Source organism: Bradyrhizobium sp. MOS002 (genome assembly GCF_003020115.1).
Lineage (GTDB): Bacteria > Pseudomonadota > Alphaproteobacteria > Rhizobiales > Xanthobacteraceae > Bradyrhizobium.
In genome coordinates this window covers 117,734-138,939 of sequence record NZ_PYFX01000015.1, presented here as the reverse complement: position 1 = coordinate 138,939, position 21,206 = coordinate 117,734, and the positions used below count along the sequence as shown (strand labels likewise).

At 63.2% G+C, this 21,206-nt stretch carries 18 protein-coding genes; 12 read left to right on the top strand and 6 right to left on the bottom strand.

Annotated elements, in window-relative coordinates:
- Nucleotides 1–244 precede the first annotated feature (244 nt).
- The 4 genes from C7G41_RS29790 to C7G41_RS29775 all read left to right on the top strand — a co-directional run bounded on the left by C7G41_RS29790 (nucleotide 245) and on the right by C7G41_RS29775 (nucleotide 5,932).
- Nucleotides 245–922 (top strand): DUF4286 family protein, encoded by a 678-nt coding sequence (locus C7G41_RS29790; protein ID WP_106945872.1) that lies wholly within the window; start codon nucleotides 245–247, stop codon nucleotides 920–922.
- A 341-nt stretch (nucleotides 923–1,263) separates the two neighbouring features.
- Nucleotides 1,264–3,063, top strand: a complete 1,800-nt coding sequence (locus C7G41_RS29785; RefSeq protein WP_106945871.1) for an FAD-dependent oxidoreductase — start codon at nucleotides 1,264–1,266, stop codon at nucleotides 3,061–3,063.
- Nucleotides 3,033–4,880, top strand: coding sequence for a 2-oxoacid:acceptor oxidoreductase subunit alpha (locus C7G41_RS29780; protein ID WP_199198681.1), 1,848 nt, complete (start codon nucleotides 3,033–3,035; stop codon nucleotides 4,878–4,880). The genes C7G41_RS29785 and C7G41_RS29780 overlap by 31 nt, the downstream gene beginning before the upstream one ends.
- The gene (locus C7G41_RS29775; RefSeq protein WP_106945869.1) at nucleotides 4,877–5,932 is read left to right on the top strand and encodes a 2-oxoacid:ferredoxin oxidoreductase subunit beta; all 1,056 of its coding nucleotides are present in this window, start codon (nucleotides 4,877–4,879) and stop codon (nucleotides 5,930–5,932) included. The genes C7G41_RS29780 and C7G41_RS29775 overlap by 4 nt, the downstream gene beginning before the upstream one ends.
- A gap of 3 nt (nucleotides 5,933–5,935) precedes the next feature.
- Here C7G41_RS29775 and C7G41_RS29770 read toward each other — a convergent pair whose 3' ends face one another.
- Both C7G41_RS29770 and C7G41_RS29765 read right to left on the bottom strand, forming a co-directional pair.
- Nucleotides 5,936–6,379 carry a DUF4399 domain-containing protein gene (locus tag C7G41_RS29770; protein WP_106945868.1) on the bottom strand — a complete coding sequence of 148 codons (444 nt, stop codon included), beginning with the start codon at nucleotides 6,377–6,379 and terminating at the stop codon, nucleotides 5,936–5,938.
- 17 nt (nucleotides 6,380–6,396) lie between these two features.
- The gene (locus tag C7G41_RS29765; protein ID WP_106945867.1) at nucleotides 6,397–7,959 is read right to left on the bottom strand and encodes an SUMF1/EgtB/PvdO family nonheme iron enzyme; all 1,563 of its coding nucleotides are present in this window, start codon (nucleotides 7,957–7,959) and stop codon (nucleotides 6,397–6,399) included.
- Between the two features lie 304 nt (nucleotides 7,960–8,263).
- Between C7G41_RS29765 and C7G41_RS29760 the strand changes: the two genes are divergently transcribed.
- The 6 genes from C7G41_RS29760 to C7G41_RS29735 all read left to right on the top strand — a co-directional run bounded on the left by C7G41_RS29760 (nucleotide 8,264) and on the right by C7G41_RS29735 (nucleotide 11,049).
- A complete protein-coding gene (locus C7G41_RS29760) occupies nucleotides 8,264–8,920 on the top strand; it encodes a hypothetical protein (protein WP_106945866.1) in 657 nt (218 codons plus the stop codon).
- The gene (locus C7G41_RS29755) at nucleotides 8,917–9,366 is read left to right on the top strand and encodes a DsrE family protein (protein ID WP_199198680.1); all 450 of its coding nucleotides are present in this window, start codon (nucleotides 8,917–8,919) and stop codon (nucleotides 9,364–9,366) included. Before C7G41_RS29760 ends, C7G41_RS29755 begins: the two co-directional genes overlap by 4 nt.
- Before the next feature lie 216 nt (nucleotides 9,367–9,582).
- A complete protein-coding gene (locus C7G41_RS29750) occupies nucleotides 9,583–9,909 on the top strand; it encodes a helix-turn-helix transcriptional regulator (RefSeq protein ID WP_106945877.1) in 327 nt (108 codons plus the stop codon).
- The gene (locus tag C7G41_RS29745) at nucleotides 9,906–10,337 is read left to right on the top strand and encodes an SRPBCC domain-containing protein (RefSeq protein ID WP_106945864.1); all 432 of its coding nucleotides are present in this window, start codon (nucleotides 9,906–9,908) and stop codon (nucleotides 10,335–10,337) included. The genes C7G41_RS29750 and C7G41_RS29745 overlap by 4 nt, the downstream gene beginning before the upstream one ends.
- 56 nt (nucleotides 10,338–10,393) lie before the next feature.
- Nucleotides 10,394–10,600, top strand: coding sequence for a hypothetical protein (locus C7G41_RS29740; protein ID WP_106945863.1), 207 nt, complete (start codon nucleotides 10,394–10,396; stop codon nucleotides 10,598–10,600).
- Nucleotides 10,601–10,602: 2 nt separating this feature from the next.
- On the top strand, nucleotides 10,603–11,049 hold the full coding sequence (locus C7G41_RS29735; RefSeq protein WP_106945862.1) for a DUF1801 domain-containing protein: 447 nt from the start codon (nucleotides 10,603–10,605) through the stop codon (nucleotides 11,047–11,049).
- A 229-nt stretch (nucleotides 11,050–11,278) separates the two neighbouring features.
- On the opposite strand, the gene C7G41_RS29730 is transcribed toward C7G41_RS29735, so the two are convergent.
- The 4 genes from C7G41_RS29730 to C7G41_RS29715 all read right to left on the bottom strand — a co-directional run bounded on the left by C7G41_RS29730 (nucleotide 11,279) and on the right by C7G41_RS29715 (nucleotide 17,013).
- Nucleotides 11,279–12,814 (bottom strand): SpoVR family protein, encoded by a 1,536-nt coding sequence (locus C7G41_RS29730; protein ID WP_106945861.1) that lies wholly within the window; start codon nucleotides 12,812–12,814, stop codon nucleotides 11,279–11,281.
- The gene (locus C7G41_RS29725; protein ID WP_199198683.1) at nucleotides 12,811–14,088 is read right to left on the bottom strand and encodes a YeaH/YhbH family protein; all 1,278 of its coding nucleotides are present in this window, start codon (nucleotides 14,086–14,088) and stop codon (nucleotides 12,811–12,813) included. Before C7G41_RS29725 ends, C7G41_RS29730 begins: the two co-directional genes overlap by 4 nt.
- Nucleotides 14,089–14,107: 19 nt before the next feature.
- Nucleotides 14,108–16,051: a PrkA family serine protein kinase gene (locus C7G41_RS29720; protein WP_106945859.1), complete on the bottom strand. Its 1,944-nt coding sequence runs from the start codon at nucleotides 16,049–16,051 to the stop codon at nucleotides 14,108–14,110.
- Nucleotides 16,052–16,350: 299 nt separating this feature from the next.
- Nucleotides 16,351–17,013, bottom strand: coding sequence for a hypothetical protein (locus C7G41_RS29715; RefSeq protein WP_106945858.1), 663 nt, complete (start codon nucleotides 17,011–17,013; stop codon nucleotides 16,351–16,353).
- 308 nt (nucleotides 17,014–17,321) lie between these two features.
- On the opposite strand from C7G41_RS29715, the gene C7G41_RS29710 reads away from it, so the two are divergent.
- Together C7G41_RS29710 and gnd are read left to right on the top strand one after the other, a co-directional pair.
- Complete coding sequence (locus tag C7G41_RS29710; protein ID WP_106945857.1) at nucleotides 17,322–20,171, top strand: bifunctional transaldolase/phosoglucose isomerase; 2,850 nt, start codon at nucleotides 17,322–17,324, stop codon at nucleotides 20,169–20,171.
- 13 nt (nucleotides 20,172–20,184) lie between these two features.
- Nucleotides 20,185–21,183, top strand: coding sequence for a phosphogluconate dehydrogenase (NAD(+)-dependent, decarboxylating) (gene gnd / locus C7G41_RS29705; protein WP_106945856.1), 999 nt, complete (start codon nucleotides 20,185–20,187; stop codon nucleotides 21,181–21,183).
- The last annotated feature ends 23 nt before the right edge of the window (nucleotides 21,184–21,206 follow it).

The window sequence follows — 21,206 nt, the reverse complement described above, 5'->3', positions numbered from 1 at the left end:
CGAGCTCGCCTGGCTACTCGCTGCCCATCTGAGGCTCTTAACTCGCCGCTTGGCCAGACCTTGAAGACGTCTACGCTTTTTGAGTCAGGCTCTGAGGAGCGCTCGAAGAGCGCGTCTCGAAGGATGCAGGCCAAGATGCGAGAGCCGGGCCTTCATGGTTCGCCCGGCGATGCGTAGCATCGTCCGGAGACGCCACTTCGTGGCTCCTCACCATGAGGGTCTGTACGGGAAGGACAACAAGAAAATGCCACTCTCAGGTAAAGGCATGCTGCTGACGTCGATGAATGTCGACGTCTCAGATGAGGCCGATTTCAATCGCTGGTACGATCGCGAGCATCTGGAAGAGCGCGTTGCGATCGAGGGCTTTCTGGAGGCGCGGCGCTATGTCGCGCACGCCGCCAATCCCAAATATCTCTCGCTGTATTCGACCGCGACGCTCGACGTGCTCGACAGCCCCGCCTACCGGGCGCGGCTCGCCAATCAGACCGAATGGTCGCGGCGGAGCATGGCGCATTTCAAGGACATGCTGCGGGTGGTCGCCCGCATCACGATCAGCAATGGTACTGGCCGCGGCGCGGCGCTCGGGCTCGTACGGCTGCGGCCGACGCCGGACAATGCAGCCGCGTGGCGTGACGCACTGCAAGAAAGGCTGATGCCGGAAAAACACGACGGTATCATCTCGATGCATCTGCTCGAGAGCGAGCCGGAATTGTCAGGCGGGACGGCGGACATTCCGGCGGTGCGCAACGAAGGCGCGCGCGACTGGTTCGTGCTGATCGACGGCACGCAAGTCGGTGCGGTCTCGGCCGTGATCGCCGAGCGCTTCACCGGTCCTGCCGCCGCGCCATTCCCGCCACCCGTCAGCGTCGGCACGTATACGCTGATGTGGGATCTCGCGAAGAGCGATCTCGCACGGGGCTGACGTGGGGACATTGCTGCGCTGCCGCCAAACGCCGTCATTGCGAGCGCAGCGAAGCAATCCAGAGTCTTCCGCGGTGGCAGTCTGGATTGCTTCGTCGCAAGGGCTCCGAGGATAGGGCAAAGTATATATGTTGCATCGCACGCATCTCGCGCGGCCGTTAATGCTGTGTGCGCGTAGCTCCCATGAAAGGGGGGAAGCGGGAAAATTTGCCGTTGTACTTCGGAACGGTTCTAATAAGCTAACCCAATGACGTCATTCAGAAACCAGATCGCCGCGCGTTAGCGTTCGCCAAGCTCAAGAAAAGGCCGCGGGGTCTTTGAGCCTGCGCGGACAGGGTAGGAATGAAACCGACCGATATCGCGGCCCCCGACTACTTTCACAAAGTGGTCGATTGCCAATGGGCCTGTCCTGCGCACACTCCCGTTCCCGAATACATCCGACTGATCGCCCAAGGCCGCTACAGCGACGCCTACATGATCAATTGGAAATCGAACGTGTTTCCCGGAATTCTGGGACGCACCTGCGATCGTCCATGCGAACCGGCGTGCCGCCGCGGACGCGTCGAAGAGACGCCGGTCGCGATCTGCCGCCTGAAGCGCGTCGCCGCCGACTTCAAGGACGACATCACGCAACGCCTGCCGCGGCCCTCGGCCAAGAACGGCAAGCGCGTTGCCTTCGTCGGCGGCGGTCCCGCTTCGTTGACGGTGGCGCGCGATCTCGCGCCGCTCGGCTACCACTGCACCGTGTTCGACGGTGATCCCCGGGCCGGCGGCATGATGCGCTCGCAGATCCCGAAATTCCGCCTGCCCGATTCGGTGATCGACGAGGAGACCGGCTACATCCTGGGTCTCGGCGTCGACTTCAAGGGCGGCCACCGCATCGAGAGCATGAAGGCGCTGCTCGCGGAGAAGTATGACGCGATCTTCGTCGGCTCCGGCGCACCGCGCGGCCGCGAGCTCGACATCCCCGGACGCAAGGAAGCAGCCGCCAACGTCCATATCGGCATCGATTGGCTGTCCTCGGTCTCGTTCGGCCATACCGACAAGATCGGCAAGCGCGTCATCGTGCTCGGCGGCGGCAACACCGCGATGGATTGCTGCCGCACCGCGCGTCGCCTCGGCGGCGAAGAGGTCAAGGTCGTCGTGCGCTCCGGCTTCGAGGAAATGAAGGCCTCGCCCTGGGAGAAGGAAGACGCGCTCCACGAGGACATCCCGATCCTCAATTTCCTCGTGCCGACAGCTTTCGTCCACGACAACGGCAAGCTCACCGGCATCACCTTCCAGAAGGTGAAGGCCGAATACGACGCCAAGGGCCGGCGCAACCTCGTGCCCTCGGGCGAGCCGGACCAGACCATCGAATGCGACGACGTGCTGGTCGCGGTCGGCCAGGAGAACGCCTTCCCCTGGATCGAGCAGGACTGCGGCATCGAGTTCGACAAATGGCACATGCCCAAGGTCGATCCGAAGACGTTCGTATCCACCAATCCAAAAGTGTTCTTCGGCGGCGACGCCGCGTTCGGGCCGAAGAACATCATCTGGGCGGTGGCGCAGGGCCATGACGCCGCGCTGTCGATCCACAAAATGCTCTCGGGCGAGGACATCACCGAGCGGCCATTGCCCGAGGTGTACATCTCCTCGCAAAAGATGGGCATCCACGAATGGAGCTATGACAACGACATCTCCAACGACAAGCGCTACAAGGTGCCGCATCGCGACAAGGTGATCGCGCTGAAGGACATCCGCACCGAGGTCGAACTCGGCTACGACGTCAAGCTCGCGCTCGGCGAAGCGCATCGCTGCCTGAACTGCGACGTCCAGACCGTGTTCTCGACCTCGCTCTGCATCGAGTGCGATGCCTGCGTCGACATCTGTCCGATGGATTGCATCACCTTCACGGAGAATGGCGAGGAAACCGATCTGCGCCAGCGCCTGAAGGCGCCGTCACTGCATCCCGACCAGGACCTCTACGTGTCCTCCGATCTCAAGACCGGGCGCGTGATGGTGAAGGACGAGGACGTCTGCCTGCATTGCGGGCTGTGCGCCGAGCGTTGTCCCACCGGCGCCTGGGACATGCAGAAATATTTGATCGAAATGACTCAAGCGGGTTCGACATGTCCGACAAAAAGCCGATCAGCAGCGTAAACGACTTCGTCGTCCGTTTCGCCAACGTCAACGGCTCGGGCTCGGCCAGCGCCAACGAGATGTTTGCGCGCGCGATCCTGCGCCATGGCGTTCCGGTGAGCCCCCGCAACATTTTCCCCTCGAACATCCAGGGCCTGCCGACCTGGTACGAGGTGCGGGTGACCGAAGACGGCCATCTCGGCGCCCGCGGCGGCGTCGACATGATGGTGGCGATGAACCCGCAGACCTGGGACAAGGACGTCGCCGGCATCGAGCCCGGCGGCTACCTGTTCTACGATTCCACCAAGCCGATGCCGTCGACGAAATTTCGCGACGACATCACCGTGATCGGCGTTCCCCTGACCGCGATCACCAACTCGACCTACACCGATCCGCGCCAGCGCCAGCTGTTCAAGAACATCATCTATCTCGGGGCGCTCTCCGCGCTGCTCGACATGGACCCGAAGCTGATCGAGCAGCTGATCGGCGAGCAGTACAAGGGCAAGGAGAAGCTCCTGTCCTCCAACGTCCACGCGCTGCATCTCGGCCGCGACTGGGCGCTGCAGAACTTGAAATGCCCGACCGGGCTGCGGGTGAAGAAGTCCGACAAGGTCGGCGACCGCATCTTCATCGAGGGCAACAGCGCCGCCGCGCTCGGCGCCGTCTATGGCGGCGCCACGGTGTGCGCCTGGTATCCGATCACGCCGTCCTCGTCGGTGGCGGAGGCTTTCACCGCCCACTGCAAGAAGTACCGGCACGATCCGGAGACCGGCAAGGCGAAGTACGCGATCGTGCAGGGCGAGGACGAACTGGCCTCGATTGGGATCGTGATCGGCGCCTCCTGGAACGGCGCGCGCGCCTTTACCGCGACCTCCGGCCCCGGCATCTCGTTGATGACCGAGTTCATCGGCCTGTCATATTTCGCCGAAATCCCGGCCGTGATCATGAACATCCAGCGCGCCGGTCCCTCGACCGGCATGCCGACCCGTACCCAGCAATGCGACATCATCGCCTGCGCCTATGCTTCTCATGGCGACACCAAGCATGTGCTGCTATTCCCGGAGGATCCCGCCGAGGCGTTCGAGTTCGCGGCCGCGGCTTTCGATCTCGCCGAGCGGCTCCAGACCACCATTTTCCTGATGCTCGACCTCGACATCGGCATGAACCACCGGCTGTGCCGTCCGCTGAAGTGGGACGACGCCCGGCAATATGACCGCGGCAAGATCATGACTGCCGAGATGCTGGACGAAGGCCGCGATTTCGGTCGCTACCTCGACGTCGACGGCGACGGCATCCCCTACCGGACCTATCCCGGCACGCACCCGACCAAGGGCTCCTATTTCACCCGCGGCACGTCGCGTGATCGCTATGCACGTTACTCCGAGGAAGGCTCGGTCTACGCCGACAACATGCAGCGCCTCATGCGCAAGTTCGAGTCCGCGCAGGACATGGTGCCGCGGCCGCTCCAGGCCAATGCGGAACGGCCAACCAAATACGGCGTGATCTATTTCGGCTCGACCTCGCCGGCGATGGACGAGGCGATCGGATTGCTGGATGTGCGCGGGCACCAGCTCGACCGCCTGCGCATCCGCGCCTTCCCGTTTCACTCGAGCGTGGCGAGCTTCCTCGCCGAGCACGATTTCGTCTACGTGGTCGAGCAAAATCGCGACAGCCAGCTGCGCCAGCTCATCGTCAACGAGAACGGCATCGACCCCGTGCGGCTGGTGCCGATCGTGCATTACGACGGCTCGCCGATCACCGCCCGCTTCATCGCAAAAGCCATTGGCGACCACCAGGATCACCTCAAGGTGACCCCGCTCCGCAAGGCCGTGTCATGACCTACATCGCAAAGCCGAAATTTCACCATCCCGGACTGAAGAAGAACGAGCTCGGCTACACCCATCGCGACTACGAGGGCAAGATCTCGACGCTGTGCGCCGGGTGCGGCCATGACTCGATCACGGCCTCGATCATCGAGGCCTGCTATGAGCTCTCGATCGAGCCGCATCGGGTCGCCAAGATCTCCGGCATCGGCTGTTCGTCGAAGACGCCGGACTATTTCCTCGGCAATTCGCACGGCTTCAACTCCGTGCACGGCCGCATGCCGTCGGTCCTCACCGGCGCCAATCTCGCCAATCGCGACCTGATCTATCTCGGCGTCTCCGGCGACGGCGATTCCGCCTCGATCGGCTTCGGCCAGTTCGCGCATTCGATCCGGCGCGGCGTCAACATGACCTATATCGTCGAGAACAACGGCGTCTACGGCCTGACCAAGGGCCAGTTCTCGGCGACCGCCGACCGCGGTTCGAAGTCCAAGAAGGGCGTCACCAACACCGACAACGCCATCGACCTCGTCGCGATCGCGCTTCAACTCGGCGCCACCTTCGTCGCGCGCTCGTTCTCCGGCGACAAGACCCAGCTGGTGCCGCTGATCGCGGCTGCGATCCGTCACAAGGGCGCGTCGTTCATCGACGTCATCAGCCCCTGCATCGCCTTCAACAATCACGCCGGCTCGACCAAGAGCTTCGACTATGTTCGTGAGCACAATGACGCGGTGAACCGGCTCGACGTGCTGGTCGGCCGCGATCCGATTGCGGTGGATTACGCACCGGGCACGGTGCAAATGGTCGAGCAGCATGACGGCAGCAGGATCGCGCTGCGCAAGATCGACGCCGACTACGATCCGCACGACCGGCTCGGCGCCCAGACCTTCCTCGCGAGGCATGCCGCAAAGGGGCAGATCGTCACCGGCCTGCTCTATGTCGATCCCGACGCGGATGATCTGCACGAGCATCTCAACACGGTCGAAACACCGCTCAACACGCTGGAAGCGGACACGCTCTGCCCGGGCTCGGCGGCGCTGGATAAGTTCAACGCCAGCCTGCGGTGATCGCTACCGCGCCGTGGCGGGCGGCCTGACGCGTATGGTGATCTTCTCCGACACGATGGGCGGCTCGAATGGATAGTGCTTGGCATCACCCAGCACGAGTTGAAGCGTGTGCGTCCCGGGCGGAAGCTCGAGCAGCGTTTCGGTCTGCCCTGCCCCGAAATGCAGATGCGACTTGTCCTGCAGGATCGGCTCCTTGGGATCGACGGGGTCGTTGACGTCGATCAGCAGATGATGGTGGCCAGCGTTCTGGTACTCGTCGCCGGCATGGGTCACTCCCATGTTGCGCAAGCCGAACCGGACCCAGAATCCGCCGCGAACCTTCTGCCCGTCATGCGGGGTGATGAAATAGAGCTTTGCGTCCTTGGGCGCTGCCTTGCCTTGCGAAAAGGCCGCGCCCGGAAGCAATGCGAGCGCCGCCGCCAGAGCGACGCAACGAAGCATCTGCATCAAACCAACTCCTCCACTCAAGGGCTGAGCGCCACGCGGAATCCATGCGTCGGATAACGAACATTGGTGTCGTAGCCATCGCGGTTTGACGGCCGCACATATCTCGAATCGTTCTTCCAGGAGCCCGAGCGCAGGACATGAGCACTGCAGTCCCCGCTGCTCCATGCCGAGCCGTCGCCGGGCGCGCCCTGATAGGTCTTGTGCCAGCAGTCCTCGACCCACTGATCGACGCCGCCGCCCATGTCGTGGAGCCCGAACGGATTCGGCCTGAAGCTGCCGATCTTCGCCGGCTGCTCGGCCGCGAGATCACCGCAATCCTTGCAACCGGCCATGCCCGGCTGCAGCTTGTCGCCCCACCAATATTTGGTCTGCGTTCCGCCCCGCGCGGCATACTCCCATTCGGCTTCGCTCGGAAGCCGATAAGTCTTCTTCGTCGTCTGAGCGAGATAGGCCGCATATTGCTGCGCGTCGGTCCAGCTCACATTGCTGACCGGCGCATCGTCCTTGCCGATGGCCGTGAAGCCGCACGCCTTTGCAGCGGCACACTCGTTCCATTCCAGCACGGTCACCGGATATTTGCCGATCGAGAACGGCTTGACCGTCACCTGATGGACAGGACGCTCGGTCGGGTCGTCATTGCTTCCCATCGCAAAGCCGCCGCCGCGAATGGCGACCATCTCGGGTTCGCGGATGGGAACGGCCGGTTGAGTTGACGCCGGAGCGGGCGACGGAGATGACAAAGCCGACGAGGGAGAAGGCTGCGGCGTTTGCGACGCCGCCTCGCGCGGCGGAGGCTGCGGGCTCGGTGATGCGGCAAGAGAAGCGCTGGGAGAAGAGGTGGGAGAAGTGGCAGGAGAAACTGTAGTCATGGCGGCCTGCTCGCTCACCCTGCCCGGCGTCTGAGCCAGCAGATACCAAAGCACGCCGGCGGCCATCACCGACAGCGTGATACCCAGGAGAAAGATCAGGGCATTCTCGCGCCGCCCCCGCGTCCTGCCGACCGCGTCTGCATCCGGCAGCACTTTATAGACACGCACGGGATCGGTGATGTTCTTGACTTTGCGGTCCCCGAGCGACTCGTAGCCGCACACGACCTTGTGCTTGATCTGCTCGTAGATCGCGCCGGAGATAAAGACCTGGCCCGGCTCTGCGATGCCCTCGATGCGCGTTGCGATGTTGACGCCATCGCCGTAGACGTCGTCCGGCTCCACGATGACATCACCGAGATTGACGCCAATCCGGTACTCGATCCGGGTATCTTTCGGAAGCGAGGCGTTGCGGCCGATGAGATTCTGCTGGATGACGATGCTGCATCGGACGGCCTCGACCGGGCTGTCGAAAATCGCGATGAAGCCGTCGCCCGTCGTCTTCACCAGACTTCCGTGGTGCTCGACGATGCTGGGCTGGATAAGATCCCGCTCGATCCGCTTGACGCGGACGTGCGTACCCTCTTCGTCGGCCTGCATCAGGCGGCTGTAGGAAGCGATGTCACCGACAATGATGGCGGCGAGACGACGAGGCATGGGGCCGTGTGAAGGCGGCTCGTCATTCCCGGATCTGAAGTTGCGAATTTCGCCCATTGCGGGGAACTCCACACACTCACGAAGGCAGACCCCAGCCTACGACCGCCAAAGGCGATCGTGTGTGAAGGCTATCACATCGATGAAATCGGGCAATGTCGGAGGAAGCGCAGGCGTCGAGTTCCGAAGGACGAAGGCATCACATCGAATGAACCTTCGTGACGCCACCGATGACTAATGCGCGGCGTGGAACTGATCACCCCGCTCCGCTCGGCGATGATCATGTCAGACGTGCGGACGTTGAACGCGTCGCATCTGGGCCGCGTCTACAGCGTACAGCTTAGCTGCTGCATTCGAGGCCATCATGAAGCTTTCTCTTTTTGCTGCCGTCTTCCTTGCCGCGTTCGCCGGCGCCGCTCACGCCGAGGAGGCCGACGATATCCGCGAGGCCAGCAAGGCCGAAGCCGAGACCTTCAACGCGCGGATGTATGCCGGCGCACCTGGCAACAAGGCCTATGCCTGCTTCGTGCGGCGCTACGATGCCGAGCATCTGGCGCGCCATCCGAAGCAGAAGGTCGCCTCGATGAAGCTGCTGATCTCGGCGGAATTGGACACGGAAGACAAGCAGCTTCACAACTCCTTCCGCCTCGGCTTCAGATATCGTCACCGCTCGGGCGATTTCGATTCCAGCGGCTCCTGTCATCACGCCGTATTCACCAAGGACGGCAGCGAGATCCGCCTCGGCTGCGGCGTCGACTGCGAGGGCGGCGGCATCGGCGTCGCGCTCTCGAAGGACGACAAATCGGCGATCGTGCGGCTCGCGCGGGTCAGGGTCTGGCAGAACAACAAGCCGGATGAGGATGCCGAACTATCGCTGGTCGCCGGGGCCGACGACGGGATTTTCCGCCTGGATCGAACGGACAACAAGGAATGCGCCTCGCTCGTGACCGACCGCAAGGAACTCGCCGCGCTCCGCCCACAAATGATATGTGTCCGGCGCAATCGAGGGAGATCGTCATGAACCGCCGGAACATCTTGTGGAGCACCGTCTCGGCTTTGGGCGCGGCGCTCGGCGCCTCCAGCGCGAAGGCCGCGACGGAAGCCGGTACGGGCGGCAAGCTGAGGGTGGTCTATCACCTGAGCGATGCCGAGAAGGTCAATTTCGTGCTTGGCAACATCCAGAACCACATCGACGGCGTCGGCGGTCCGGACCATGTGACGATCGCACTGGTGATCCACGGGCCGGCGCTGAAGGCGTTTCACTGGGCGCAGGCCAACCCTGACATCAGCAAGCGCATCGGCGATTTCTCCAAGGATGGCGTCGAGCTCGCCGCCTGCGGCAACACGATGAAGGCGCAGAACGTCACGCTCACGGATCTCCTGCCGGGCTTCGTCAGCGCGGAGAAGGGCGGCGTGGTCCGTTTGGCCGAGCTGCAGTCGCAGGGCTATCTCTATCTGCGGCCGTAGGCGCGCGAGAGGCACCGCCACATTCTCCGTCATTGCGAGCGCAGCGAAGCAATCCAGTCCCTCCACGGAGGCAGACTGGATTGCTTCGTCGCAAGGGCTCCTCGCAATGACGGCTAAGCGGGTTGCGCGAGAGAGGGCCACACCCTCGCAACGCGCTTGACTTACCCATAACTCCACGGTTATGAATACATCCATAACTTACAGGTTATGGATTACATGCCCGCCGCCGCTCACGACCTTCTGTTCAGGACGCTCGCCGACCCCACCCGTCGGGCGATCTTCGAGCGATTGTGCCGCGAGGGCGAACAGACGGTCGGGGCCCTGACAGCACTGTCGGGCGTTTCCCAGCCGGCGGTCTCAAAACATCTCGGCGCGCTGAAGCAGGCTGGCCTGGTGCGCGACCGGCATCAAGGACGGCAGACGCATTACAGCGCCCAGCCCGGCGCGCTCAATCCGCTGGTCGACTGGACCAGCCAGATGGCCGGGTTCTGGCAGAACCGGCTCGATGCGCTCGACGATCTCCTGAAGAGGATGGACCAATGAATCAATCCGCAACCGAAACCCGATCTGTCGTCGTCGAGCGCGAATTTGCCTTTCCCGCAGAGCGGATCTGGCGCGCGCTGACGCAGCCGCATCTGATCGAGGAATGGCTGATGAAGAACGACTTCAAGCCGACCGTGGGCCACCGCTTCAACCTGCGCGGCGAATGGGGCGGCGTGCTGGACTGCGAGGTCCTCACCATCGAGCCGCAGAAGACGCTCGCCTACACCTGGAATTTCTCGCATGACGACGCGGCGTTCGACCTCAAGAGCGTCGTGACCTTCACGCTGACGCCGACGGGCGCAGGCACTCATCTGCGTGTCGAGCAAGCGGGCTTCAGCCCGACGCAGAAGCAGGCTTTTGGCGGCGCGCATGCCGGCTGGAAGCAGTTTTTCACCAAGCTGGACGAGCTGCTGGCAAGGGCAGGCTAGCTCGGCCGCCGGCCTTCATTCGATCATCTCAAGAGGAGGTTTCATTGACCGGAGATATGTGGATTCGGCAGATCCATCGCTGGCTGTCGATTGCTTTCACGCTGGCCGTCATCGCCAACATCGTCGCCCTGACGCTGCAAGTCCAGGCGACGTGGATCGGCTTGCTCGCCTTCGTCCCATTGATCCCATTGCTCGCGACCGGGCTCTACATGTTCGCGCTGCCATATCTCGGCCGCCGCCGCGGCGCCCGACAAGAGGCGTGAACATGAAGAAGGCCGTGACCGCGAAAAACAGCAGCACGACGAAGACGGATGGCGCCTCGCCCTCCAGGATGATCGACGGCAGGATCAAGGAGCTCGGCGACTGGCGCGGCGAGACGCTCGGGCGAATCCGCGGCCTGATCAAGGAGGCCGATCCTGATGTCGTCGAGGAATGGAAGTGGCGCGGCGTGCCGGTGTGGGAGCACGACGGCATCATCTGCACCGGCGAGACCTACAAGGCCGTGGTGAAGATGACGTTTGCCAGGGGCGCGGCGCTGGACGATCCCGCGGGCCTGTTCAATTCCAGCCTCGATGGAAATGTGCGGCGTGCGATCGATTTTCGCGAAGGCGAGAAGATCAATGAGAAGGCATTGAAGGCGCTGATCCGCGCAGCGGTGGCGCTGGACGCGTCCAAAGCCAAGAAGAAGCCGGCGAAGAAGCGATCGACTTAGAGCACGATTGGTTCACGTTGATCGCTTTAGCAACCGCGGACTGGCTGCGACCTCTCCCGCTTGCGGGAGAGGTCGGCGCGTAGCGCCGGGTGAGGGCTCCATCCTCTGGGGGAATCCCACTGCGGAGACACCCTCTCCCCACCCCTCCCCGCAAGCGGGGGAGGGAGCGCACCTCCCTGGCGGAAGCCATAAGGCTAATCTCGTCGCGCTCCGGAAGCTGGCCCCGGCCTCAGGCCACCGCCGAGATCGGGCGTGGGCTCACGACATATTCGCGCAGGACCTTGTCGCTGGCGTCGACCTCGATCAGCGCGACGTCGTAGGTCCAGAGATCGGCCAGATGCTGGAGCACGCGCTTGGCGTCGGTCTCGTTGAGCTGTGAGCCCTTGATGACATGGTGATGCAGGATCAGCCGCCGGTCGCCGGAAAGATCGACGTCGATCACCTCGATATTCGCGTCGATGTAGCCGACATCGTGCTGCCGGGCCAGCTCGCGCCGGACGCGGCGGAAGCCGCGCTCGTCGTGAATGGCGTCGACCCGGATGCCGGCGCGTTCCTCGGGATCGTCATGCAAATGGAACATGCGAAGGTGCCGCATCAGCGTCGGACTCAGGAACTGGGCGATAAAACTCTCGTCGCGGTAGTTGGCCCAGACGTCGCGCAGCACGCCCATCACGTCATTCTTGCCGGCGATGTCCGGGAACCACTCGCGGTCCTCGTCTTCCGGCCGGGTGACGATGCGCTCGATGTCCTGCATCATGGCGAAGCCGAGCGCATAGGGATTGAAACCGGAAAAGCGCTGGTCGTCGAATTCGGGCTGGAACACGACGTTGGTGTGCGACTGCAGGAATTCGAGGAAATTGCCGTCGCTGATGCGGCCCTGCTGATGCAGCTTGGTCATGATGCGATAGTGGACGTAGGTCGCCGTCCCCTCGTTCATCACCTTGGTCTGGCTCTGCGGATAGAAATATTGCGCGATGTGGCGGACGATGCGCAACAGCTCGCGCTGCCAGGGCGCCAGCCGCGGCGCGCTCTTCTCGAGGAAATACAGCAGGTTCTCCTGCGGCAGGCCGAGCAGCTTGCGGCGGCGTTCGATGCTGAGCGCGGACCGGGTCTTGCTCTTTCCTGCCGGCACGGTGCGCCAGAGGTCGTTGAAGACCTCCTCCTCGTGCTGGCGGCGGCGCCCTGCCCGCTTCTCTTCGGCGCGGAGGTCAAGCTTCTTCTTGCCGGGATAGCGGTCGATCCCGTGCGACATCAGCGCATGCGCGGCGTCGAGCGTACGTTCGACCTCGACGCGGCCGTAGCGATCCTCGCATTGCATGACGTAGTTCTTGGCGAAATCCAGATAGTCCAGGATGCCGTCGGCGTCGGTCCACTGCTTGAACAGATAGTTGTTCTTGAAGAAGTGATTGTGCCCGAAGGCGGCGTGCGCGATCACCAGGGTCTGCATCGTCGCCGTGTTCTCCTCCATCAGGTAGGAGATGCAGGGCGAGGAGTTGATCACGATCTCATAGGCAAGCCCCATGAGGCCCTTGCGGTATGAGGCCTCGTGATACGCAAAGTGCTTTCCGAACGACCAGTGCTTGTAGAACAGCGGCATGCCGACCGACGAATAGGCGTCCAGCATCTGCTCGGCGGTGATCACCTCGATCTGGTTCGGATAGACGTCGAGCCCGAGATCTTTCGTCGCCACCTCCTCGCAAGCATCGGTGATGCGCTGCAAGGTGTGAAAATCCCAATCGGCGCCTTCGAACAAGCGTTCCGTCATGGAGCGGCTTTCTCCTGGGAAGTTTCGCGGCGCTGGAACAGGTCGTGGAACACCGGAAAGATCTCGCTGCGCTCGCTGACCTTGCGCATCGACAGCGGCGCGCCGCTGTTGCGCAGGCGCTCGTAGAGGGTCCAGAGCGAGGAGTCGGACAGATCGAAGGCGCTGCCGCCGGACTCGCCGACCTCGAGATAGGCGAAGAACTGGCAGACCGGCAGGATCTTGTCGGTCAGCAGCATGCCCGTGAGCTCGCCGTCGGAATAGGAATTGTCGCCGTCGGAGGCTTGTGCGGCATAGATATTCCAGTCCAACGGGCTGAAGCGTTCGCGCACGATCTCGTGCATGGCCTGCAGCGCACTGGAGACCAGCGTGCCGCCGGAAGCCGGGCCGTAGAAGAAGGTCTGCTCGTCCACCTCCTCGGCGCGATCGGTGTGGCGGATGAAGACGATGTCGACATGCTTGTAGCGGCGCTTCAGGAACACGTAGAGCAGCATGTAGAAGCGCTTGGCGAGATCCTTCATGTGCTCGGACATCGAACCCGACACGTCCATCAGGCAGAACATCACGGCCTGGGCAACGGGTTTGGGCACCGCCTCGAAGCGGCGGTAGCGGATGTCGAGCGGATCGATGAAGGGAATGCGCTTGGACTTCGCCTTCAGTTTTTCGAGTTGGGCCATCAGCACCAGACGCTCGTCCTCATCCGCGCATGCGGCGATCGCGGATTCCAGCTCTTCGATCTCCTCCTTGCTGGGACGCTTGAGCGCGATACGGCGCGCCATTGCGCGCCGAACCGTCCGGCTCACCGAGATGTTGGATGGCGAGCCCGACGTGGTGTAGCCGGCGCGCTGAATGCCCTCGCTCTCGGTCTGCGCGATCTTGCGCTTGGCAAGATCGGGCAATTCGAGATCGTCGAGGAAGAGATCGACGAATTCGTCGCGGCTGAGCACGAAGCGGAAGGCGTCCTCGCCGTCGCCTTCGCCCGGACCGGAATCCTTCGCGCTGCCCTGGCCGGAGCGCTGGAGGTAGTCGCCCTCGATGAACTTCTTGTTACCAGGCAACACCATGTCGCGCGTTCCGCCGTCGCGGCGGAAACGCGGCTCGTGCATGCCGTCGAGCGCAATCGTGACCTCGCCACCCTCCAGGACGTCCTTGATGTCGCGTTCCTGCGAGGTCTTCTTGACGGCGCCCTGCACCAGGGATTTGGCCCGACGCAAGAACCGCTGCCGGTTCTCGAGACTCTTGCCGCCTGGATTCAGGCGCCTGTCAATAATGTGAATCGGCACTTTTCCATCCGCCTCAACCGGCCTGCTTCACGCGCATGTACCATTCGACGAGCCGGCGAACCTGACGCTCGGTGTAGCCGCGCTCCACCATGCGTGCGACGAATTCGCCGTGCTTCTTCTCCGTCTCGCCGTCCTTCTTCGACCCGAAGGAGATGACCGGAAGCAGATCCTCGACCTGGGAGAATATCCGCTTTTCGATCACATCGCGAATCTTCTCGTAGGAGATCCAGGTCGGATTCTTTCCGCCGTTCTGGGCGCGCGACCGTAACGAGAATTTGACCACCTCGTTGCGGAAGTCCTTGGGGTTGGCGATGCCCGCCGGCTTCTCGATCTTGGTCAACTCCTGGTTCAAAAGCTCGCGATCAAGCAGCTGACCGGTGTCGGCGTCCTTGAAATCCTGGTCCTCGATCCAGGCATCGGCGTAGTCGACGTAGCGGTCGAACAGGTTCTGGCCGTAATCCGAGTAGGATTCGAGATAAGCCTTCTGGATCTCGTTTCCGATGAACTCGGCATAACGCGGCGCAAGGTCCGCCTTGATGAACTCGAGGTAGCGCTTCTCGACTTCCTCGGGCAGCTGCTCGCGCTTGATCGATTGCTCCAGCGCGTACATCAGATGCACGGCGTCGGCGGCGACTTCCTGCGGATCGTGGTTGAAGGTCGCAGCCAGGATCTTGAAGGCAAAGCGGGTGGAAACACCGTCCATGCCCTCGTCGACGCCGGCGGCATCGCGGTATTCCTGGACGCTGCGTGCCTTCGGATCGGTCTCCTTCAGGCTCTCGCCGTCGTAGACCCTCATCTTGGCGTAGGTCGTGGAATTTTCGTGCTTGCGCAGGCGCGACATCACCGAGAACCGCGCCAGCGTTTCCAGCGTCGAGGGCGCGCAAGGCGCGGCCGCGAGCTCGGAGCCCTGGATCAGCTTCTCGTAGATCTTCTGCTCTTCCGTGATCCGCAGGCAATAGGGCACCTTGATCACGCAGATGCGGTCGATGAAGGCCTCGTTGTTCTTGTTGGCCTTGAAGCTCGACCACTCGGCTTCGTTGGAGTGGGCGAGGATGACGCCGGTGAACGGGATCGCGCCGATGTTCTCGGTGCCGATGTAGTTGCCTTCCTGCGTCGCGGTGAGCAGCGGGTGCAGCATCTTGATCGGCGCCTTGAACATCTCGACGAACTCGAGCACGCCCTGGTTGGCGCGGTTGAGGCCGCCGGAATAGCTGTAGGCGTCGGGATCGTTCTGCGCGTAGGTCTCGAGCTTGCGGATGTCGACCTTGCCGACCAGCGAGGAGATGTCTTGGTTGTTCTCGTCACCCGGTTCGGTCTTGGCGATGCCGATCTGGCGCAGCCGCGACGGCTGGATTTTTGCGACCCGGAACTGGGAAATATCGCCGCCGAAGGCTTCCAGCCGCTTGTAACACCACGGGCTCATCAGGCCGGTGAGACGGCGGCGCGGAATGCCGTACTTCTCTTCCAGCATCGGGCCGAGCTGATCCGGATCGAACAGGCTGAGCGGGCTTTCGAACACGGGCGAGAGTTCATCGCCGGCCTTGAGCACGTAGATCGGGTGCACTTCCATCAGCGACTTGAGCCGCTCGGCGAGGGATGATTTGCCGCCGCCGACCGGACCGAGCAGGTACAGGATCTGCTTGCGCTCTTCGAGGCCCTGCGCCGCGTGACGGAAGAAACCGACGATGCGCTCGATGGTTTCTTCCATGCCGTAGAAGCCGGCGAAGGCTGGATAGGTGCGGATCGTGCGGTTCAAAAAAATACGGCCAAGGCGTGGGTCCTTGGCCGTGTCAATCGTCTGGGGCTCACCGATCGCTGCTAGCAGTCGTTCGGCCGCGTTCGCGTATTTCATGGGATCGCTTCGACACGATTCCAGATATTCCGCCATCGACATGTCGTGCTGGCTTCTCGCCTCGAACGACTTAGCGAAAGCGTTGAATAGCGAATCGTTGTACATGATCCCTCTCCGCGTGAGTTCCGCTACACAATTGAACGAAAGCAGCGATCGGACCGTTCCTTAGCGCCACTCTCGAATCAGCGTGAGCACATGACGATCATTCGACACCCGGGCGCCTTCTCGGCGCAACGCACAACGTAGGCACAGGGTGAGTTACGAACAGGCACCTGCCTGATATTTGAGCGAATCTTTGTCTATATTGGCTCATTTCCAGAAAATGTCACTCGCTCGCAACATCCGGGCATTACCGGGGATGCGTTCATCCGCCGCCGCATCATAGCGGTCCGCCAACGGCGATCTTATGACGCTGGTACGGCGAAGCCTTGGGTGCCGCGTTCATCTTCCTGCTGCAATGCGGTGCGTGGACCGCCGGCGGCGTGACAGTCGCGGCAAGCGCGCAGCAGTGTGTCAAAATCGGTCGCCAGACCCTCCGACCGGATGACGATCCGGTCGCTCTGCCGATCGTCCTGCGCACAACGGGCCAAGCCGCGGGTGGTGCAGCGCTGCCGCTGCAAGGCCGGCGTCGGCGTCAGCACGATCACCTTGCGCCCGCGGCGTTCTTCAGCCGAAATCTCCGCGATCGAGTCCCACAGCAGAAATTCATTGCCGATGCGGAGATCGCGGATGCCGTAGGGGGTGAGGATCACCACCGATCCCCGCTCGGCGGGGAGCATCCAGATCAGCCGAACGGTCATCAGGGCGAACGCCACGACGCCGGCAGAGCCGACCGTCGTGTCGTAATCGCCAAAAGCATTCCACCAGCCCGACGCGAGCGTTGCGCTGAGCAGCGTCATGGCGAAGCCTGCTACCACCAGCAGCCGCGTTTGGGTCGTACATGGACCGATTTCGAGATCGTGGGACGCATCGACGCATCCGGTCGACGTGACCAATTGCGGGCTGTCTGTGACAGCGAGCGCCAAACGGTCATGATGTGCTTGCATGCTTTCCCCCAGCATGGCCATTCGCGACCGAGCCACGATGCATCAGGCGGACCGGAATCCGCTGATGAGTACTCCACGCAGCCACTAGCGGCGAGGCGAGGCAGCTGACGTTGCACAACGAGGCCTGGCCGATTTCTCACGGCCAACGACCTTTTTACGCAACTCGGCTCCCTCTACTCGGATCGCCATGATCGCGACGGAGTTACACTGGAGGATATGACGCCCATACCCTTGATTGGTTCCCTCAAGGAAGCATGTAAGCTAGAGGATAGCGCGTCAGGACCGGCGCGGAAACCCCTCGCCCGCAGGCTTGGAGATAAATTAGCATCATGAATCCCGTCAAAGAACTGGAAAAGCACGGACAGGCCGTCTGGCTGGACTTCCTGGCCCGCGGCTTCATCGCCAAGGGCGACCTGAAGCGGCTGATCGACACCGATGGCGTCAAGGGCGTCACCTCCAATCCCTCGATCTTCGAGAAAGCGATTGGCAGCTCGGACGAGTACGACGCGCCGATCGGCAAGGCGCTGAAGCGCGGCGATCGGTCGGTCGCCGACCTGTTCGAGGCCGTCGCGGTCGAGGACATCCAGAACGCCGCCGACGTGCTGCGCCCGGTCTACGACCGCCTCAAGGGCGGCGACGGCTATGTCAGCCTGGAAGTCTCGCCCTATCTGGCGATGGACACCGCCGGCACGGTCACCGAGGCGCGGCGGCTCTGGAAGGACGTCAACCGCAAGAACCTGATGGTGAAGGTGCCGGCGACGCCGGAAGGCCTGCCGGCGATCAAGCAGCTCATCGGCGACGGCATCAGCATCAACATCACGCTGTTGTTCTCCAGGGATGTCTATCTGCAAGTCGCCGAGGCCTATCTCGCCGGTCTGGAGAAATACGTCGCAGGTGGTGGCAACCCCTCGCACGTGGCCAGCGTGGCGAGCTTTTTCGTCAGCCGCATCGACGCGGTAGTCGACAAGCAGCTCGACGAGAAGATCGCCCGCGCCAACGATCCGAGCGAGAAGGAACGGCTCGCCGCGCTGAAGGGCAAGGTCGCGATCGCCAATGCGAAGGTCGCCTACCAGGATTACAAGCGCCTGTTCTCAGGTCCCCGCTGGGACAAGCTCGCGGCCAAGGGCGCCAAACCGCAGCGCATGCTGTGGGCCTCGACCGGCACCAAGAACAAGGACTACAGCGACGTTCTCTATGTCGAGGAATTGATCGGTCCCGACACCATCAACACCGTGCCTCCGGCAACACTGGATGCGTTCCGCGACCACGGCACGCCGCGCGACAGTCTGGAAGAGAATGTCGACGACGCCAGGCGCGTGCTGGAAGAGCTGGAGCGCTCCGGCGTCTCGCTCGATGCCATCACCGAGGAGCTAGTCAAGGACGGCGTCAAGCAGTTTGCCGACGCCGCCGACAAGCTCTATGGCGCGGTCGCCCATAAGCGCGCCACCGTGCTCGGGCCCGCGATCGACCGCCAGCTCCTCTCGCTCGGCGACGGTCTCGGCAAGGCGGTGGCCAAGAGCACCGAGGAATGGCGCGCGTCGGCAAAGATCCGCCGGCTGTGGCAACGCGACAAATCGGTCTGGACCGGCACCGACGAGGACAAATGGCTCGGCTGGCTCGACAGCGCCGCCAAGGCCGACGTCGCCGACTATGAGGATTATGCCAGCCGTGTGAAGGGCCAGAAATTCTCCGACGCCGTCGTGCTCGGCATGGGCGGATCAAGCCTCGGGCCGGAGGTGCTGGCCGAGACCTTCGGCAAGAAGCCCGGATTCCCGAAGCTGCACGTGCTGGATTCCACGGATCCGGCGCAGGTGCGGGCGATGGAGGCCAGGATCGACATCGCCAACACCGTGTTCATCGTCTCGAGCAAGTCCGGCGGCACCACCGAACCGAATGCGATGAAGGATTATTTCCACGAGCGCGTCGCGCAGGCGGTCGGGCCGAAGGTCAAGACCGGTCATCGCTTCATTGCGGTCACCGATCCCGGGTCATCGCTGGAGAAGGCGGCGAAGACGCTGAACTATGCACGCATCTTCCACGGCGAGCCCTCCATCGGCGGGCGCTATTCGGTGCTCTCGCCGTTCGGCCTGGTGCCGGCGGCAACCGCGGGTATCGATATCAAGACCTTCGTCAAGCACGCGCTTGCGATGGCCCGCTCCTGCGGACCGGACGTGCCGCCAGCCGAGAACCCCGGCGTGCAGCTCGGCCTGGCCATGGGCCATGCAGCGCTCGAAGGCCGCGACAAGGTGACGATCCTGTCGTCGAAGAAGATCGCCGATTTCGGCGCCTGGGCCGAGCAGCTCATCGCGGAATCGACCGGCAAGGACGGCAAGGGTCTGATCCCGATCGACGGCGAGCCGCTGGGCGAGCCCGCGGTCTACGGCAATGACCGGCTCTTCATCGACATCCGTATCGAGGGCGAGGCGGACGCGGCCCATGACTCGCAGCTTGCTGCGATCGAAGCGGCCGGCCATCCCGTCGTGCGTATCGTGATGAAGTCGATCGACCATCTCGGCCAGGAGTTCTTCCGCTTCGAGATGGCAACGGCGGTGGCGGGCAGCATCCTCGGCATCAACCCGTTCGACCAGCCGGACGTGGAAGCGGCCAAGATCAAGACCCGAGAGCTCACCGCCTCGTTCGAAAAGACCGGCGCGCTGCCGGCCGAACGGCCGGTCGTCAGCACCACCGAGGCCGACCTCTACACCGACGAGGCCAACGCTACGGCCCTGCGCGCCGCCGGCGCCAACGGCGACCTCACCTCATGGCTGAAGGCGCATCTGTCGCGCTCCAACCATGGCGATTATGTCGCCCTGCTCGGCTACATCGCCCGCGACAAGGCGACGATCGACGCGCTCCAGACCATGCGGCTCGAAGTGCGCGAGAAGCGACATGTTGCGACCTGCGCCGAGTTCGGACCGCGTTTCCTGCACTCGACCGGACAGGCCTACAAGGGCGGCCCCGACAGCGGCGTATTCCTGCAGATCACCGCCGACGACGCCAAGGACCTGCCGGTGCCGGGCCAGAAGGCCAGCTTCGGCGTCATCAAGGCGGCGCAGGCGCGCGGCGACTTCGACGTGCTCACCGAGCGCGGCCGTCGCGCGTTGCGGGTCCACCTGAAGGGCGGGCTCAAGAAGGGTCTCGCGGCGCTCAATGCGGCGCTGAACGACGCACTGAACTAAGGGAATTCCTCAAATGCAACTCGGCATGATCGGCCTCGGCCGGATGGGCGGCAACATCGTTCGCCGGCTGATGCGCCACGGCCATTCGACCGTGGTCTACGACAAGGACGCCAAGGCAGTCGCGGGCCTTGCCGCAGACGGCGCGACAGGCTCGGCGACGCTCGAAGAGTTCATTGCGAAACTGGAGCGGCCGCGCACGGCCTGGGTGATGCTGCCGGCCGGCCGCATCACCGAGACCACGATCGACACGATCGCGGGGGCAATGCAGGAAGGCGACGTCATCATCGACGGTGGCAACACGTTCTGGCAGGACGACGTCCGTCGCGGCAAGGCGCTGAAGGAGCGCGGCATCCACTATGTCGACGTCGGCACCTCCGGCGGCGTCTGGGGCCTCGACCGCGGCTATTGCATGATGATCGGCGGCGAGAAACAGGTGGTCGATCGGCTCGATCCGATCTTCGCCGCGCTCGCGCCCGGCGCCGGCGACATTCCACGCACGGAGGGACGTGAGGGGCGCGATCCCCGCATCGAGCAAGGCTACATCCATGCCGGCCCGGTCGGCGCCGGGCATTTCGTCAAGATGATCCACAACGGCATCGAATACGGCCTGATGCAGGCCTATGCCGAAGGCTTCGACATCCTCAAGAACGCCAATATCCATGCGCTGCCGTCCGATCATCGCTACGATTTCGACCTCGCCGACATCGCCGAGGTGTGGCGGCGCGGCAGCGTGATCCCGTCCTGGCTGCTCGACCTGACGTCAACCGCGCTCGCGGATAGCCCTACGCTGACGGAGTATTCCGGTTTCGTCGAGGATTCCGGCGAAGGACGCTGGACCGTGAACGCCGCAATCGACGAGGCGGTGCCGGCTGAAGTCCTGACCGCGGCGCTGTTCGCACGTTTCCGTTCCCGCAAGGAACACACCTTCGCCGAGAAAATTCTCTCAGCGATGCGAGCCGGCTTCGGTGGCCACAGGGAGCCGAAGCAGCCGGCTGCTTCGAAGCCCAAATAGCTCGAAGCGGAAGTAAAACGTAA

What these genes read in the sequence shown, in the direction of transcription:
- C7G41_RS29790 (WP_106945872.1), top strand. Translation starts at nt 245, where the DNA reads ATGCCACTCTCAGGTAAAGGCATGCTGCTGACGTCGATGAATGTCGAC.
- C7G41_RS29785 (WP_106945871.1), top strand. Translation starts at nt 1,264, where the DNA reads ATGAAACCGACCGATATCGCGGCCCCCGACTACTTTCACAAAGTGGTC.
- C7G41_RS29780 (WP_199198681.1), top strand. Translation starts at nt 3,033, where the DNA reads ATGTCCGACAAAAAGCCGATCAGCAGCGTAAACGACTTCGTCGTCCGT.
- C7G41_RS29775 (WP_106945869.1), top strand. Translation starts at nt 4,877, where the DNA reads ATGACCTACATCGCAAAGCCGAAATTTCACCATCCCGGACTGAAGAAG.
- C7G41_RS29770 (WP_106945868.1), bottom strand. Translation starts at nt 6,379, where the DNA reads ATGCAGATGCTTCGTTGCGTCGCTCTGGCGGCGGCGCTCGCATTGCTT.
- C7G41_RS29765 (WP_106945867.1), bottom strand. Translation starts at nt 7,959, where the DNA reads ATGGGCGAAATTCGCAACTTCAGATCCGGGAATGACGAGCCGCCTTCA.
- C7G41_RS29760 (WP_106945866.1), top strand. Translation starts at nt 8,264, where the DNA reads ATGAAGCTTTCTCTTTTTGCTGCCGTCTTCCTTGCCGCGTTCGCCGGC.
- C7G41_RS29755 (WP_199198680.1), top strand. Translation starts at nt 8,917, where the DNA reads ATGAACCGCCGGAACATCTTGTGGAGCACCGTCTCGGCTTTGGGCGCG.
- C7G41_RS29750 (WP_106945877.1), top strand. Translation starts at nt 9,583, where the DNA reads ATGCCCGCCGCCGCTCACGACCTTCTGTTCAGGACGCTCGCCGACCCC.
- C7G41_RS29745 (WP_106945864.1), top strand. Translation starts at nt 9,906, where the DNA reads ATGAATCAATCCGCAACCGAAACCCGATCTGTCGTCGTCGAGCGCGAA.
- C7G41_RS29740 (WP_106945863.1), top strand. Translation starts at nt 10,394, where the DNA reads ATGTGGATTCGGCAGATCCATCGCTGGCTGTCGATTGCTTTCACGCTG.
- C7G41_RS29735 (WP_106945862.1), top strand. Translation starts at nt 10,603, where the DNA reads ATGAAGAAGGCCGTGACCGCGAAAAACAGCAGCACGACGAAGACGGAT.
- C7G41_RS29730 (WP_106945861.1), bottom strand. Translation starts at nt 12,814, where the DNA reads ATGACGGAACGCTTGTTCGAAGGCGCCGATTGGGATTTTCACACCTTG.
- C7G41_RS29720 (WP_106945859.1), bottom strand. Translation starts at nt 16,051, where the DNA reads ATGTACAACGATTCGCTATTCAACGCTTTCGCTAAGTCGTTCGAGGCG.
- C7G41_RS29715 (WP_106945858.1), bottom strand. Translation starts at nt 17,013, where the DNA reads ATGGCCATGCTGGGGGAAAGCATGCAAGCACATCATGACCGTTTGGCG.
- C7G41_RS29710 (WP_106945857.1), top strand. Translation starts at nt 17,322, where the DNA reads ATGAATCCCGTCAAAGAACTGGAAAAGCACGGACAGGCCGTCTGGCTG.
- gnd (WP_106945856.1), top strand. Translation starts at nt 20,185, where the DNA reads ATGCAACTCGGCATGATCGGCCTCGGCCGGATGGGCGGCAACATCGTT.